General features: G+C 66.2%; 11 protein-coding genes and 4 pseudogenes. 5 read left to right on the top strand and 10 right to left on the bottom strand.

The features are described 5' to 3' along the window. Positions 1 to 230: 230 nt before the first annotated feature. Together EER30_RS46130 and EER30_RS46135 are read right to left on the bottom strand one after the other, a co-directional pair. A pseudogene (locus tag EER30_RS46130) lies at positions 231 to 514 on the bottom strand (integrase core domain-containing protein); the annotation flags it as partial. Between the two features lie 10 nt (positions 515 to 524). Beyond that, positions 525 to 1,027: pseudogene (locus tag EER30_RS46135) on the bottom strand (IS30 family transposase); the annotation flags it as partial. Between the two features lie 41 nt (positions 1,028 to 1,068). On the opposite strand from EER30_RS46135, the pseudogene EER30_RS46140 reads away from it, so the two are divergent. Together EER30_RS46140 and EER30_RS46145 are read left to right on the top strand one after the other, a co-directional pair. Next, a pseudogene (locus EER30_RS46140) lies at positions 1,069 to 1,611 on the top strand (transposase family protein); the annotation flags it as partial. Positions 1,612 to 1,736: 125 nt separating this feature from the next. Next, complete coding sequence (locus EER30_RS46145; RefSeq protein WP_164842786.1) at positions 1,737 to 2,999, top strand: glycosyltransferase; 1,263 nt, start codon at positions 1,737 to 1,739, stop codon at positions 2,997 to 2,999. Positions 3,000 to 3,690: 691 nt separating this feature from the next. On the opposite strand, the pseudogene EER30_RS50200 reads toward EER30_RS46145, so the two are convergent. From EER30_RS50200 to EER30_RS47805, 5 genes and pseudogenes are all read right to left on the bottom strand, one after another. Beyond that, a pseudogene (locus EER30_RS50200) lies at positions 3,691 to 4,990 on the bottom strand (IS3 family transposase). A 227-nt stretch (positions 4,991 to 5,217) separates the two neighbouring features. Then, positions 5,218 to 6,801: an alpha/beta hydrolase gene (locus EER30_RS46165; protein WP_127509552.1), complete on the bottom strand. Its 1,584-nt coding sequence runs from the start codon at positions 6,799 to 6,801 to the stop codon at positions 5,218 to 5,220. 577 nt (positions 6,802 to 7,378) lie between these two features. Then, positions 7,379 to 7,768, bottom strand: coding sequence for a Fur family transcriptional regulator (locus EER30_RS46170; protein WP_127509555.1), 390 nt, complete (start codon positions 7,766 to 7,768; stop codon positions 7,379 to 7,381). 1,240 nt (positions 7,769 to 9,008) lie between these two features. Then, a complete protein-coding gene (locus EER30_RS46175) occupies positions 9,009 to 9,521 on the bottom strand; it encodes a sigma-70 family RNA polymerase sigma factor (protein ID WP_127509557.1) in 513 nt (170 codons plus the stop codon). 164 nt (positions 9,522 to 9,685) lie between these two features. Further along, positions 9,686 to 10,471 carry a GNAT family N-acetyltransferase gene (locus EER30_RS47805; protein ID WP_349290925.1) on the bottom strand — a complete coding sequence of 262 codons (786 nt, stop codon included), beginning with the start codon at positions 10,469 to 10,471 and terminating at the stop codon, positions 9,686 to 9,688. Between the two features lie 226 nt (positions 10,472 to 10,697). On the opposite strand from EER30_RS47805, the gene EER30_RS46185 reads away from it, so the two are divergent. After that, positions 10,698 to 11,435: a mycothiol-dependent nitroreductase Rv2466c family protein gene (locus EER30_RS46185; protein ID WP_127509560.1), complete on the top strand. Its 738-nt coding sequence runs from the start codon at positions 10,698 to 10,700 to the stop codon at positions 11,433 to 11,435. Between the two features lie 68 nt (positions 11,436 to 11,503). Next, positions 11,504 to 11,809: a hypothetical protein gene (locus tag EER30_RS49325; RefSeq protein WP_127509563.1), complete on the top strand. Its 306-nt coding sequence runs from the start codon at positions 11,504 to 11,506 to the stop codon at positions 11,807 to 11,809. Positions 11,810 to 11,863: 54 nt separating this feature from the next. Here the strand turns inward: EER30_RS49325 and EER30_RS49330 are convergent, their stop codons facing one another. From EER30_RS49330 to ilvC, 3 genes are read right to left on the bottom strand one after another with little or no spacing between them, the layout of a single operon-like run. Then, a complete protein-coding gene (locus EER30_RS49330; RefSeq protein ID WP_127509566.1) occupies positions 11,864 to 12,094 on the bottom strand; it encodes an alpha/beta fold hydrolase in 231 nt (76 codons plus the stop codon). A 46-nt stretch (positions 12,095 to 12,140) separates the two neighbouring features. After that, entirely contained in the window at positions 12,141 to 12,632 is a 492-nt protein-coding gene (locus EER30_RS46200; protein WP_127509569.1) for a phosphoribosyltransferase, read from the bottom strand. 33 nt (positions 12,633 to 12,665) lie between these two features. Beyond that, positions 12,666 to 13,571, bottom strand: a complete 906-nt coding sequence (gene ilvC / locus EER30_RS46205; protein ID WP_127509572.1) for a ketol-acid reductoisomerase — start codon at positions 13,569 to 13,571, stop codon at positions 12,666 to 12,668. 172 nt (positions 13,572 to 13,743) lie between these two features. Between ilvC and EER30_RS46210 the strand changes: the two genes are divergently transcribed. Next, positions 13,744 to 14,490: alpha/beta fold hydrolase (locus tag EER30_RS46210; RefSeq protein WP_164842790.1), on the top strand; the 747-nt coding region annotated here is incomplete at its 3' end.

The raw sequence follows: 14,490 nt of genomic DNA on the forward strand, positions 1-14,490 counted from the left end.
CGACCCTGATAGGACTCGTAGCTGAACTCGTCACGTCGTTCACGCGACCAGAATCCAACGTTCACATCAGTGTCAATGCAAGCGCGATCGTCGGGTTCCCGGTCACAGCCACGCACGCGGCCCGTTAGCCGTACTGCCAGGCCGAAACCCCCGCCGGGCAGCCCCCCAGCTCCGCGCTCCGGTGGATCGGGGGGCTTGACCCCGGACTTTGGACACGGGCTATGCGGCAGGGGGAGCGTAGCTGGTGCCCGTCGGATGGTATTCCCGTAGGTGATCGGGGACTGCTTTCCGAGCCGGGGTGGCGCCGGAGGGTGTTGTAGCGGTACAACCAGCGGAACGAGCTCAGCCGGGCTTCGCCTTCGTCGGTGAACGCGCGCTGGCCCTGCAAGGTTTCGCATTTGAACGTCGCGTTGAACGACTCGGCGAGGGCGTTGTCAGCCGAACTGCCGACCTTGCTCATCGATTGACGGACCCCGGCCGTTTCGCAGGCGGTCGCGAAGGCCTTGGATGTGTATTGCCCGGATTCAACCGGTCGTTGCAACGTCTGATGGTTGAAGCAACCGTAGCTGCTCGTCGAGAGCCTCGGCGGGCGTCTTCCAACCGAGGACCTTGCGGGGTCTGTTGTTGATGGCTGCCTGGACGGCGAGGAGGTCGTCGAGGTCCCAGCGGGACAGATCGGTGCCCTTGGGGAAGTACTGGCGCAGCAGACCGTTGGTGTTCTCGTTCGTGCCGCGCTGCCAGGGCGAGTGCGGGTCGGCGAAGTAGACCGCGATGCCGGTGTCTATCTTGAACTGGGCATGTGCGGAAAGTTCCTTGCCGCGGTCCCAGGTCAGGGACACCGGAGCAGTTCGGCGGGCGTGGTGGTCATCGTCGACTGGAGCGCGTCCTTCATCGCGATGGCCCCGTAACCGCCGAGGGCGGGCCCGTTCTTGAACGGCGGGATGGTTCCGTAGCCTTCGAGGCGAGGCAGGTGAACCAAGAGTGATCGACGAATCCCTGCCGCCGGTGAGGTCGAAGCGGTACTTCGCGGCGATCGCGCGCACGGCGTCGAGGCCGTACTCCTGGGGCGCCGCCACCGCCGACGACCTGGAAGCGGCGATGACCAAGATCCGGCTGCTCGCCTACACAATCCTCGACGGCACCCTGATCCCGATCGACCGGGTCGCCGACCAGAAGCCCTACTACTCGGGCAAACGCCGCCGACACGGCGTAAACGTGCAGGTCATAGCCGATGCAGCCGGTCGGCTCGTCTGGGCATCAGCGGCCCTGCCCGGCGCTGTTCATGACCTGACCGCCGCCCGCACCCACGCCATCATCGCTGCGTTGACCAGCGCGAAGGTGATGACGTTCGCCGACAAGGCCTACCAAGGCGCCCGCGGCAGCATCCGGACACCGTTCAAACGACACCGCTACCGGCCGAAACTCTCCGCCTGGCAGAAGAAAGCCAACCGGGCCCACGCCCGGATCCGTGCCATCGGCGAACGCGCCAACGCCACCCCTAAGACCTGGAAGACCCTGACGAAACTCCGCTGCAGCCCTCACCGGGCCACTCCAATCGTGCAGGCCATCCTGGTCCTGCACCACGTCGAGAACCCGACCTACTCAGGATGAAAATGGCTCGATGGACAACGACTTGATGGCAGGTCTATCGGAGAACATCCCCTTGAATAGCTTGGGAATCCGTCCGTTCGTTCAGTAGGGGCTGGGATCGTCTCGCCCTTGAGGAAAGGACGACTGTGCGCATTGCTGTCTTCGCTTTCGGTAGCCGAGGCGACGTCGAACCCGGGCTGGCCCTCGGCGGGCGGCTACGAGAGTACGGTCACGACGTGGTCGTCGCCGCGCCGATCGACTCGGTGGAGTTCGCCCGCCAGACCGGCGCCGACGTCCACCCGATTAATGTAGATGCCCATGAGTTCCTCAGCTCGCCGGAGGGCCGGGACATGCTGGCGCGGGGCGACGTGCGGGCGTACGTCCGCCGGATGCTCGACAAGAAACACGAGGTCGCCCCGACCCTGCACGACGACCTGATCGCGGCGGCCGGCAGTACCGACGTCGTGGTGGGCACCCGTCTCGTCGAGGAGGAGACGTCCTCGATCGCCGAGTGGCTCGGCGTCCCGTTCGTCGGACTGCACTACGCGCCGAACCGGCCGAACGGGCGCCTGCCGTCGCCGCTGATCGGCACCCGGTCGTTGACACCACTCGGCAACCGCCTCACCTATCAGGTCGCCGAGAGGATGTTGTGGCGGCGTGATCGCCCCGACGTCAACATCCTGCGAGGCCGGCTGCACCTGCCCAAGGCGACGGCGCCTGTCTCGGTTCGCCTGGCGGCGGCACAGGCGCCGGAGATCCAGGCCTACAGCCGACACCTGGTGCCGGAATTGGCCGAATGGGACGACCGGCGCCCCCTGGTCGGCAACCTCCGATTGACCGAGTTGCAGCGCGCCGCGATCCGCGGCGACCACCAGGACGCCGGGCTCGACCGCTGGCTGGCCGCCGACGAGCCGCCGATCTATTACGGCTTCGGCAGCATGCCCGTCCGCGACGGCCGGAAGACTCTGGACATGATCACCGAGGCATCCCGCCGGCTGGGCACGCGGGCACTGGTTGCCGCCGGCTGGAGCGATCTGCCCCGTGACACCACAGCCGACGACGGCCGGGTCCGTGTGGTCGCGGGCCTCGACCACGACCGGGTCCTGCCCCGCTGCCGCCTGGCGGTCCATCACGGCGGCGCCGGAACCACGGCCGCGTCGGTCGGCGCGGGCCTGCCGACCGTGGTGTGTTCCGTCTTCGCCGACCAGCACTTCTGGGGCCAGGCCGTGGCGCGGCTCGGCATCGGCGCGACAATGCGTCGTTCTGACGCGACAGCCGCCTCCCTGACCGAGCTGATCAAGCCGCTGCTGGCCGAGGACGTGACGCTGCGAGCCAAGCGCGTCGCCGCGGCGATGGCCGACGAGGACCCGGCAGGAGAGGCCGCCCGCATCATCTCGGCAGCGACATGAGGAATAGCCCGTCGGCGACCGGTTGCCGGCGGGCACTCACTCAGCGGCCCGTCTCCCTCGCCGCCCTCTCGATGAACGCCGTGGTTCTGCCCGGCTGCGACACGAACACCAGATACGAGGCGCCCCGGACGACCTCCACTGTCCCGCCGGTCCGCTTGGCCATGAGCCATGTTGGCCCTCTACATCGAGGTCGAACAGGCACAGAAGGGCGATAGCCGGCTCCTCGAGCTACATGCCCTGTCGGTTGCGACAGTGGCAGCGAACTACATGCTCAGCGGTGGGTTGGCCTCGTTGGTACGAATCACTGGTGTCGGGCAGCCGGAACTCGCGGCTCTTGACGAGAGGGCCAAGGAGAGGGAGGAGGCTTTGGGGCGGGCCGCGGAACAGGTTCCGACTTGGCGCTCTTAGCCCGTCGCCGCTCGTCCTGCAACCTGGGGTGGGAAGTTCAGCTCGCCAATCCACTGTGAACGTGAAGGCAGAGCAGGTATCGCTCAGCGTCGACCCAGCGCAAGGCTAGCGTCGAGAACCTGCTCGGAGCACCAGCGGTAGAAGACGTGCACGTCGGAATCGGGGTGTGGACGCGCTTCTAGCTAGCCTCGGCAACGGCCTAAGGACGCGGACGCTGCGCCCTGCCGACCCACTACTTGAATCCGGCCCGGAGGGCCTAACCCCCGGATCTTGGACACGGGGTTTATGCGGCTGGGGCCAGCGTAGCTGGTGCCGGTCGGATGGTGTTCTCGTAGTTGATCGGGGATCGCTGTCCGAGCCGGGAGTGGCGGCGGACGGTGTTGTAACGGTGCAGCCAGCGGAACGAGCTCAGCCGGGCATCGCGTTCGTCGGTGAACGCGCGGCGGCCTTGCAAGGTCTCGCGTTTGAAGCTGGCGTTGAACGACTCGGCCAGGGCGTTGTCGGCCGAACTGCCGACCTTGCTCATCGACTGCCGAACCCCGGCCGCTGCGCAGGCAGTAGCGAAGGCCTTCGATGTGTATTGGGCTCCGTGATCGCTGTGAAAACGGCTCCGTCGAGGCCGCCCCGGGTCCGCCCAGCGGCGCGCAGGGCGTCGACGACCAGGTCGGTGCGCATCTGATCGGCGATCGCCCACCCGGCCAGACGCCGTAAATGCAGATCGATAACCGTTGCCAGGTAAAGGAATCCGCGTTCACCGACCGGCAGATAGGTGATGTCACCGACGTACCGCTGATTGATGTTGTTCGCGGTAAAGTCCCGGCCGATCAGATCCGGTGCCGTCACCGCGGCCGGATCAGCGATGGCGGTCTGCACCCGCCGGCGCAGCCGCAGCCCGGCGATGTGGTGCCAGCGCATCACCCGGGCCACCTTCTTACGGTTGACCACCAGCCCGGCATCGTGGAGTTCGGCGGTGACCCGCGGCGCCCCGTAGCGTGCCGCCAGCAAGTTCGGCACTTCCCCGCGCGATCGTCGACTCCGACACCTCCGCCAGCCGGGCCACCGCGGCGATTCCGCCATGTCCGAGCGCACCTGCCTCGGCCGCCAGGAACAAGCGGCGCTGCCGCTTGTTCAGGTGCGGCAACAAGGCGGCGAACTTTCAATCCAGAGCCGTTATGACCGCTTCCGAGATCGTCACCCACGCCAAATACCACAGTGGACCCGAAGGAACCGATGAACCCGGGCAGTAAATTCCTTACGCGTCCTCACCAGCGCGTCTCCCCGGCGAAATACCGGGCCGCCTTCCGCAGAATGTCGCGTTCTTCCTCCAGCTGGCGAACCCGGCGCCGCAACTCGGCGTTCTCCTGCTCGACCGTGCCAGACTCCCGCTCGGCCGCCGCGGCCGGGCGAGCCGGACGTGGACCGCCGGTGCCGCGCCGCTCGTCGTCGAGCCGGACCCAGCTTCACAGGGTTTCCCGGTTCACGCCCAGGTCATCAGCGATCGACGCGTACGTCGCCCCCGGCCGCGACCGGTACAACGCCACCGCCTCAGCCCTGAACTCAGGCGGATAATGCTTGTTCACCATGATCTTGCAGAACTCCTGACTCCCAGGACCTCACGATCCCAGGTTCAAGTGTCCAAGATTCAGAGGCAAGGCCCGTGTGGCAGCCAAATGGATGCCATATCCCTCGCATTGCCCACCACATAAACGCAGTGGCCCGGCAATGGCCGGGTGCGACGCGGGTTCGTGGCCCGTTGCGGACGAGGAATGGCCCCGATCCGCGTCGCACCCGGTTAGTTCGCTCCTTTCGCTCAGCGACCGATCAGGTGCTGGAGGTCGGCTCGGGTGATGCTTGCGGCTGTCTTAGCCTTCGCAGCGGTCGGGTCGGGCACGGGCACAGGGTCGCACTGCTTGTCGGAGTGGTCAGCCTTACCTCGTGCGGGAAGAGTGCCGTCGTGCAGATAGGATGCGATCGTGTTGTCGACGCACGCGACACCGTTCAGCGACCCCGCGTGCGTGGTCCCGCCCACGCCCTCGACGAGGACCGATCGCGGGAAGCGCTTGCGAACCTCGAGAGCGCCCGCGTACGGCGTGGCCGCGTCGTTGGTCTCGTTGATCAGCAGGACCGAGGGGGTCTTCGCGCCGTCGACGCGCACCGCGGTGCCGGGCTCCGCGGCCCAGTTGCGGCAGGGGGCGTTGAACCAGGTGTTGCTCCACGCGCCGAAGGGGTGCTTCGCGTGGATCGACCACGCGTCCCGCTTCCACGTTGACCAGTTCTGCGGCCACTGGGTGTCGGTGCAGCTGGTGGCCAGGTAGATCGCGTAGCTGTTGTCGGCGCTGGCCCCGCCGGGCGCGGCGTAAAGGCCCAGCAGACCGCTCGCGTCGCCGCTGTTGACCCACGTCGAGAACGCCGTGGCTACGTCCGCCCAGCCGAACACGTAGTAGCCGGCCGACGTGAAGATGTCGGTCCACTCATCTGGGCCGATCTTGCCGGCGGCCGGGGCGGTGCGCAGCTTCTGCTGGGTGGTGTAGTACTTCGCGCGTACCACGTTGGCCGTCTTGCCCAGGTGGTAGGTCGCGTCGTGCTGTGCGAGCCAACCGAAATAGGTGTTGATGTTCTGGTCGAACGCAGCCTCCTGGTCGAGGTTCGCCCCGTACCACACCCGGCGGGGGTCGACGTTGCCGTCCAGCACCATCCGCCGTACGCGATCGGGGTGTTGGGTGGCGTAGACCTGAGCGAGGTAGGTGCCGTACGAGAAGCCGTAGAAGTTGATCTGCTTGGCCCCGAGGGCGCGACGGATGCTCTCCATGTCGGCGACGTTGTCCGTTGTCTTCAGGTGGTCGAGCAGCGCGCCGCCGGCACGGTCGCAGTCTCGTGCGTACGCCTTGGTCCGGTCGAGCCACGTCTTCTCGAGCGTGGGGGTCTCCGGCACGTAGTAGGGACGGTTGTAGCCCGCGTAGTTGACGTCGCAGCTCAGCGCGGGCTTGCTAGACCCGACGCCTCGCGGGTCGAAGCCGATCCAGTCGTAGTCGGCTCCGACACCGTCCGGCACGAACTGGCTAAGCAGCGGATAGACCAGCCCCGACCCGCCCGGGCCGCCGGGGTTGGTCAGCATCACGCCCTGGTAGTCCTTTTCCGGCGACGTGTGCTTGATACGCGACACCGCGATCTCGATCTTCGCGCCGCCGGGGCGGACATAGTCCAGAGGTACAGGGACGAAACCGCATTCGGCGCCCAGCTGCTGAAGCCGCGGGTCATCGCAGGTGCCCCAGGCCAGCGACGGAGGGTCAAATCCGCCCTGGTCGTCGTGCGCCTGAGCCGTCAACGGCATCGCGGCGCCGCCGAGCAGCAGGCCGGCCGCCATAGTGACGACAGCCGCCAGAATTCTCCTCATTCCCAGCCCTTTCGGATCGGTCGGCTGGCGCCTCGTCGAGGCATTGGTAGGTAGTCAGCCGACCCGAATGAACAGACGAAACAAATCGTCCTTGATTCACTGGTGCTCGCGCTTTCCTGGCGCCTCGGTCGACGGATCAGGCGGTGGGAGACATCGGTCACATCCGATGGGGACGGCGGGTATAGTTTCCACGGTGGCCAGAGCGTCGGGGGTGGCCGTCCACGCCGGGCGTCAGCCTGACGATGGTTTACATCGAGCCGATCGGCACGGGTTTCTCAGGGCGACTCGCGTCCCATTTCGAGGAGCCGGAGAGGTTCGCGGAGGTCGTCGCGGCCTTCGTCCTCCGCACCTCGCCCACCGGAAAGTAGGCCCAGCGCAGGGCCGTGTGTGTTCTTTCACCTCGTTGATCGGGGACGGCGAGGCTGCACTGGTCCGTGGTAATGAACGTGTGGACTCCGCGAAACACCGCCCGCTGCAGCCGATCGGTCTGGGCGGGGGCGCGGAAGGCGTCGGTGGACGCGATGTCCTGGGTGATGGAAATATTTGCTCCTTTCTGGAGCGGAGCCCTTGGCGGGCGCTAGCGCTGAGCGGCGCAGGTGGCGCAGACGCCCCACCAGGTACCTTCGACCTCGCCGACGACGGCGAAGTCCGCACTGTCGATCGGAGCCAGACAGGGCGGCACGCCGGTCGCGCAGTCGACGTCGGCAACCTCGCCACAGTTACGGCACACCAGGTGATGATGGTCGTCGCCGAGTCGAGCCTCGTATCGTGCGATCGAGCCGGCCGGCTCGAAGCTACGCACCAGACCCACCCGGCGTAGGTCATCCAGCACGTTGTAAAGCCCCTGATGCGACTGGGCGGACGGCGATGCGTGCGCTATCTCGGGCGCTGTTAGATGCGGCCTGGCCAATAGCACATCAAGGACCGCGCGGCGTTGCACTGTGCTGCGCAAGCCCGCGCGCTTGATGAGCTCATCAGCGTCGGCTACCCCACCGACGTTAGTCCTTGTTTTGACTCAATCAATCAAGGACATCATGACGATCACCACAGGATGAAGCCGAGGCGCCGCATGGGCCTCCACGCGACGACACTGTGCTCCGGATCGGCGGGCGAGCGAGCATGCCGAAGAAGTGAATCTCCTGAACATGCGTCTGTGATTCGAACGGGTTTGCCCACGTCACCGGGAGACACCATGACCAGCCGGATGATCAATCTCGCCGGGAACATCGGATCCACCAGACCCCACGTGGGGTATCGGCAGGCATCGGGGTCGCGGTAGTGCTCGGCGGAGGCATCGCTGGGATGCTCGCCGCGCGTGCGCTGACCCCACAAGCGGATTCTGTGACCATCCTTGAGCGTGACACCCCGCCGGAACCGAGCAACCACGTCCCGGCCTACCACAGGGCAACCACGTCCACGTCTTACCCCTGACCGCCGAGAGCGAATGGACCGGTCCCCCTCAACAGCTGGCTCGACGCCGCCGGATGGCCGAGCCCTTCGCTGGTCCGGCACTCCGCGGCCGTCGACTACGCCACCGTGTCTTCTGCGCCGGACGCCGGGCACCGATCTACCGGCGACGGCTCCTCCGGGCAACGGCGGCGACTTCGGGACGGCGGTCTTCACCGCCATCGACAATGACCGCTGGATGCCGTCCTTCGCCGGGTCCGGTGATTACCGCCCTGGGCCGGACATCGAGGATGTTCTACGCCGGTGCCGTGAGGATCTGCCGGACGTCTTCCGCAGAATCGCCGCATGCGAACCACTGGGCGACGTCCGCACCTACCAGCGCCACGACAGCCGCCGTCACGACAACGCGGCGGCCGAACGGTTGCCCGGCGGAACGTTCGTCGTGGGCGGCGCCGCCGCATCGTTCAACCCGATCCACGGCCAAGGGCTGTCGTCGGCCGCACTGCACGCGACCTGCCTATCGATGCATCTGCGCTCCGGCCGGTCCGTGCACGAACGTGCCGACTACTACTTCCAGCTTCGGGGCATCGTGACGGACGCTGCGTGGGACCGCTCCACCTTCGGAGTCAACGAACCGTGGTGCTGCCGCGCCTTTGTTCGACTACCCGGGTTCCACCAACACGGCCGCTCTCCCGTGGACCGCTGCGCGGGCCTCTCAGGCCCGACGGCGATAGGGGAATGTGATGGAGACCGCCCCGGTGCGCTCGAAACAGGCGACGACCCGTGTGATGAGGGAGCTTTCAGCCGAGTACGGCCCGGCGCATCGTTTGCAGAGCGTAATGCTGTCTCGAACGGACAGTACCGAGGGGAATTTCGAGAAGATCGGCGACCTCTTGAGGGGTGCGGTTGTTAACAAAAATCTCATCGAGAACGCGCCGTTGGCTGACGCTGAGTGTCTCGAGGCCGTGACGGAACGAATCCGCGGCGACGACGGTATTGGAGACGTCGTCATTACCGGCATACTCATCAGCGGGAAGGGGCCGCCCGATCGGGCGGGTCTTGGTGCGGCGGGCCTGGTCGATGAGGATCCGGCGCGCAACGGTCATGAGCCACCGGCGGGTTCCGTCCGGGCTGTCGGGGAGCTGGTCGAGGTTTTTCCACGCTCGGATGACCGTCTCCTGAACGACGTCCTCGGCCGCCTGTTGTTGCCCTCGGGTGAACGGCAGCACAAACCGGGTGAGTGGCATCCAATGCGTGTCGATGAGCTCCTTGGCGCGCCTGTTGGCTTCGCGGCAGGTGATGTGAGGCGGCATTGCAGGTCCTATCGCCCGATGTCCTAGCGGTCGCACAGGACGCTAGGAGGGGCCACGGGCTCGCGAATGACCTCTGAATGACATTGCTGACCGGACTGCGCGACGGACGCGGCGCGGCTGACCGAAAGAATCCGGCTAAGAATCGCAGTACGCGTCGACGGGCATCACCGGCCGGCCGGCCCGGCGCCCGCACGGTGCCGCTCGAAGACCACCCAGGTGTCGATCTGCACGAAGCCCATACGGCGGAACAGGTCGTAACCCCTCGGGCGGGCCGTGAGCAAGGCCGTGCGTGCCCCGGACCGATAGGCATCGGCCAGCACCGCGGCGGCCGCGGCCCCGCCGTGACCGCCGCCACGGAAACGTGGACGCACCGTCACGTTGAATACTCCGGTGAGCTCCCGGACTTGGACACCCAGCGCAGTCGCGCTAGGAACGCCGTCCTTTTCGGCAAGGAACGCGCGAATCGTCGGCTGATCGAGTACCTGGCCCTCGCAGAGTCCGCCGAACAGCTGCGGCAGGCACTCGAAACCTTCGGCCAGCGTGTGCAGATATGTCGATGAGTCGTTGCCACGTGCACGCCGTGTTCCTGGGACAGGAACTGCATCGGCCCGAACGAGTCGCTTCGCCATCACGGGTGCCGTGGAGCCGACGGTGAGCCCGTAGCTCGCCGCGACCTCAGCGGCGCCGGCGGCGACGGAGACCGGCGCCTGGAGCGACCAGGGCAGCCCATAACCATCCATCCGCGCCGCCGCTGCGGACAGCTCGTCCCGACCAGCATTAGAGTTGATGCAGTACAGAACATTGAGGTCAGGAATCGGTGCGCCGAGCACAGCTTCATATATTCCCGAATCGCGGTGACGCTGATGACCGCCCCGTATCACGGCCGCTATGCGGCGATGTGCGGCGACCAGGCATTCGAGCGCTGCGCTCGGCGCATCCGGGTGTCTCATCTGCAACCGCCTGATTCTGTTGGCCCTGCTTCACCCGCTGAGACGGTGGTAGGGGCCGAGCGATCACCGGCCCTCGCATCGCCGTTTGTGATGTGTGTCACACATCAATGCATCCCCGCGACTCTCATCACGAACGGGACGGGGCACTCGCTCGCCGCGGTTCGACCACGGTCGTGAGATAGCGCACTATCGTCGGCGACTCAACTGTGATGTCTATTATGGAGACGTGAGTGTGGGAGCGGCCGGAAAGGCTGACATCAACTTTTATTTCGACCCGATCTGCCCGTTCGCGTGGATGACGAGCAAGTGGATCCGGATCGTCCAGGCGCAACGCGACTATACGGTCGACTGGCGGTTCATCTCGCTGCGCCTGATCAACTCGCACATCGACTACGACAGCCATTTCCCGCCGGAGTATGAGGCACAACACAGCGCGGGGCTGCGGCTGCTGCGAGTGGCCTCGGCGATACGCGAGAAACACGGTCGGGCTGTGATCGGCCCGCTCTACGCTGCTTTGGGCGCGCGGATCCTGGAGGCCGGCCCCGACGAAGGGCGTGAGTTCGGCTGGCAGGGGGCTCCCGCGCTGGTCGCGGATGCGCTCGCCGAGGCCGGCCTGCCGACCTCGCTCATCGAGTTCCTCGATGACACGACGCGTGACGTGGAGATCCAGGCGGAGTCGGACGAGGCGTTGTCGTTGACGGGTAAGGATGTCGGCACACCGATCGTGCATTTTGAGCCGCCGGACGGTGTCGCGTTCTTCGGTCCGGTCATCAGCCGGCTGCCCGACGTGGGACAGGCGTCGGAGCTGTGGGACCACGTCATCGGTCTCGCCAAGTTCCCCGGGTTCGCCGAACTCAAGCGCAGCCTGCGCGAACGGCCGCAGCTGCCGTCGTTCGGCGTCACGACTCAGGAGACGGGCAAAGTCGAGGACTGGCACGCCGGGAGCCGTCGCCTCAAGAAGTAGGTGCAAGCTGCCTGCCTCGGACGCGCCCGCTGGCCGTACCCGAAATCGAGACGACCTTCTTCACCACGGTGAAGAAGGTCGTCTCGGTCGAGATGTGTGCGCACCGGAGGCCCTGCGCGGACCGCCACTCCGTCCGTACCGATTCAGGCCTGCAGCGCGCCCCGAAGCGTTCAGAGACTGCGATCGAGGAAGTCGCGGATCAGCAGGGCGGCGACGTCGAGCTGGTCCTCGAGCAGGAAGTCGCCGGTGTCGAGCAGGTGCAGCTCTGCCTTGTGCAGATCGACGAGGTCGGGGGTGCGGGTGGTCTCGTCGGACAGGATCGGCCGCAGCTTCTCCCGCCGCTCGGCGTTGTCCTCGGCCCAGTACGCCCTTGATCGGCTCCCAGAACCCCTTCAACCCTTCCTCGTACGCGTTGGCGTTCTGCACGATCAGCGCGGTGACCTTCTCGGCGCCTTGAGGGCGAGGCAACAGCCGGTCGGGGCGCCGGAGTCGAAGACGTACATCGCGTACTGGTAGCCGGGGGCAATTACGTGGTACTTGTCGACCAGCTTCGGGATGAGCGTACGGAACTGAGCGGACGAGGTCGGAAAGCCGTGCAGCAGCAGCACGACCGGGGCACGGGCCGGCCCGTCCTTCCTCGCCAACCGCATAAACTTCATTACTGGATAGTCAGGGATCGCTGGTTCCCCAACACCCGCCCGGCGGCTACCGGACCACCACCGGCGGCTGGCCCGACCACGGAAACCTGATCCATCTGTCAGTGCGGGACCACACGTACTCACACTTGACCGTGGAATGCGGCTTCTCGTACAAGACCGCACATCGCGCCTCGGCCACCTGTTCCGCACAGAAATCTCGAACCAGGTCCAGTGTGGCTCCGGTGTCGGCGACGTCGTCCACCACCAGGACTTTCGCGCCGGCGAGCTCGTCCGCTGGCGGTACGGGCGGCAGGAGCACCGGACGATCCCGCCGTTGCTGGATTCCCGTATAGAACTCGACGTTGATCAGGCGGATGTCCTTCACGTCCAACGCGTAGCCGACGGCACCGGCCGGCAACAATCCACCGCGCGCGACCGTGAGCACCAGGTCGGGCCGGAAGCCGTCATCCGCAACCGCCTGCGCCAATTGCCGAGCGGCCCAGCCGAACGTGCTCCACGTCAACGTTTCATACTCGGACACTTGGTCTCTTTTCTCCATCCCGTTATGTACCGTTTCACGACCGTCGGACCGCTAACCACCCCACTGCGAAGTCTCCGCGCTGGAGACCAGTCGCAGATGGGCCGGACGGCGACGTTCTTGCTGAGACGATGTCGCGCGGGTAAGGATCTCCGTAAGAAGAGCCCGCAGGTCGGCGCGTACTCGCGCGTCGATGGCCCGCCTGGCACGCGGAACCGGCATCCGGGAGGCATCGCCCCGGCAGATCAGCTCGACGATCTGCTTGAGCTCGTTCTCGCATTCCGCGTACGCAGCCTCGGGCGCGTAGCCCGCCTCGGTGAGAATCTCGAGACTGCTGCGCAGCAGTGCGGCCACTCCACCCGCCAGCAGTGCCTGCTCGCCGAACAAGTCGATATCAGTCTCCGCGTCGACCGTCCCGCGCATCGCCCCCTCACGAGTCGCTCCGATCGCCCTCGCGTACGAGAGCGCCAGCTTAAACGCGCCTCCGGTGCTGTCCCGTTCGACCGCGATCAGCGCCCGCGTCCCGGCCCCGGTCACGAATCGCCGTCGGACCACCTCGCCGGATTCCAACGGTGCGATCAGGATGACGTCTATATCGACCAGTGCCCCGACCGCGCCGAGACGGATCGCTGAGCCGTGCGCGAAGGCCAGCGCCTGACCGGGACCCAGCTCTGGGAGGATCGACTCGGCGACCAGGGCCGGTTGAACGTCGTCCGGGGCCAGCACCATGACGACGTCCGCCCAGGCAGACGCTTCCGCCGGCGTACGCACCTGGAAGTTCTCCGCCGCTGCGACGGCCCTGCTGCGCGCGCCCTCCGGCAGTCCGACGAGCACCTCGACCCCCGAGTCCCGCAGCGACAGGGCATGGGCGTGGCCTTGGCTGCCGTATCCGATCACAGCGACCCGGCGCCCCCTGATGAGTGAAAGATCGGCATCCTGGTCGCGGTAGATATTGACCATCACAATCGGCTCCTCTGAACACGCTTTCGGAGCACATACGCACGATCAGGGCTTTCGTTCACGGCCGGTCAGGGCAGGCAGTCACGGCCGAGCGGTCCCGAGGCTCGACGAAGCGGGCTCCTGTGAACAAACGCGGAATGAACGATTCACCGGTTCAGCCGTCTCTTTCGGCGTGAAGACTTTGGCAGCAGGAACGCACGCGATGTCCGTTGACGGAGTAGATCAGCTTTGCCACGTCCATGGGGAGGGTCCAGTCTGTTTCGTCCACCCGGGCGGCCCCGGCATCGACTGGACCTACCTGCGGATGCCTGAACTCGAGCAGTTCCTCACCGTGGTCTATCTGGAGCCGGTAGGCAGCGGCAAGTCGGGACGCCTGAAGAACCCCGACGGCTACACAGTTCCCACCTACACGCGCTACCTGGCCGCCCTCATCGAACATGTCGCGGCTCCCTCCGCGTTCGTGCTGGGACACTCGCATGGGGGATTCGTCGCCCTTGAATATGCCTTGGGGCGGCCCAACGGCCTGGCCGGGCTGCTCCTGTATGGGACCGCGGCGCACAACGGTGCGGACTTCAACGACGAGGTCGATCGGAACGCAGCCAGCTTTCCCGCCCGGCACCGGAACCGGCCGGAAGCCAAGGCTGCTCTGTCCGCGTTCGAACAGGGCGGCGACTTCGACTCACAGTTCCCGTTGTACTTACACGACTACTGGCGGGACGAGGAGGCATCGGTCAGGTATCGAAAGCTGTTTGACCTCAGCCCGGTTTCGTCCGGTGGCTACTCCTTCGACGTACGCGCAGACCTTGGGCGGATCTCAGTTCCGGTACTCGCTCTCACCGGTCGGCACGATCACGTATGCGGTCCGAGATGGACCCACGAATTAGGCGCTTCGATCCCTGATGCCACCGAGGTCGTGCTG

Origin of the sequence: Actinoplanes solisilvae (assembly GCF_003999975.1) — a bacterium.
GTDB classification, from domain to species: Bacteria; Actinomycetota; Actinomycetes; order Mycobacteriales; family Micromonosporaceae; genus Actinoplanes; species Actinoplanes solisilvae.